Below are 374 nucleotides of genomic sequence, written 5' to 3' on the forward strand. Positions count from 1 at the left end.
GTATAAGAGACAGCCTACGGGTGGCTGCAGTCGAGAATCTTCCGCAATGCACGAAAGTGTGACGGAGCGACGCCGCGTGATGGATGAAGCCCTTCGGGGTGTAAACATCTTTTATGGGGGAGGAAGTTTATTGACGTTACCCCATGAATAAGAGGTTCCCAACTCTGTGCCAGCAGGAGCGGTAATACAGAGACCTCAAGCGTTATCCGGAATTACTGGGCGTAAAGGGTGTGTAGGCGGACATATTAGTCTTGTGTTAAAACTCCGGGCTCAACCTGGAGATCGCGCGAGATACGGTATGTCTTGAGGGCGTAAGAGGTGCATGTAACTCACGGTGTAGGGGTGAAATCCGTTGATATCGTGGGGAACACCAA

The 374-nt window shown here is 51.3% G+C and carries 1 rRNA gene; it reads left to right on the plus strand.

Annotation, left to right across the window (positions count from 1 at the left end):
• Positions 1-374 (plus strand): 16S ribosomal RNA (locus ACTHSL_RS13175); the annotation flags it as partial.

Origin of the sequence: Neisseria sp. P0008.S010 (assembly GCF_051962715.1) — a bacterium.
Taxonomy (GTDB): domain Bacteria; phylum Pseudomonadota; class Gammaproteobacteria; order Burkholderiales; family Neisseriaceae; genus Neisseria; species Neisseria elongata.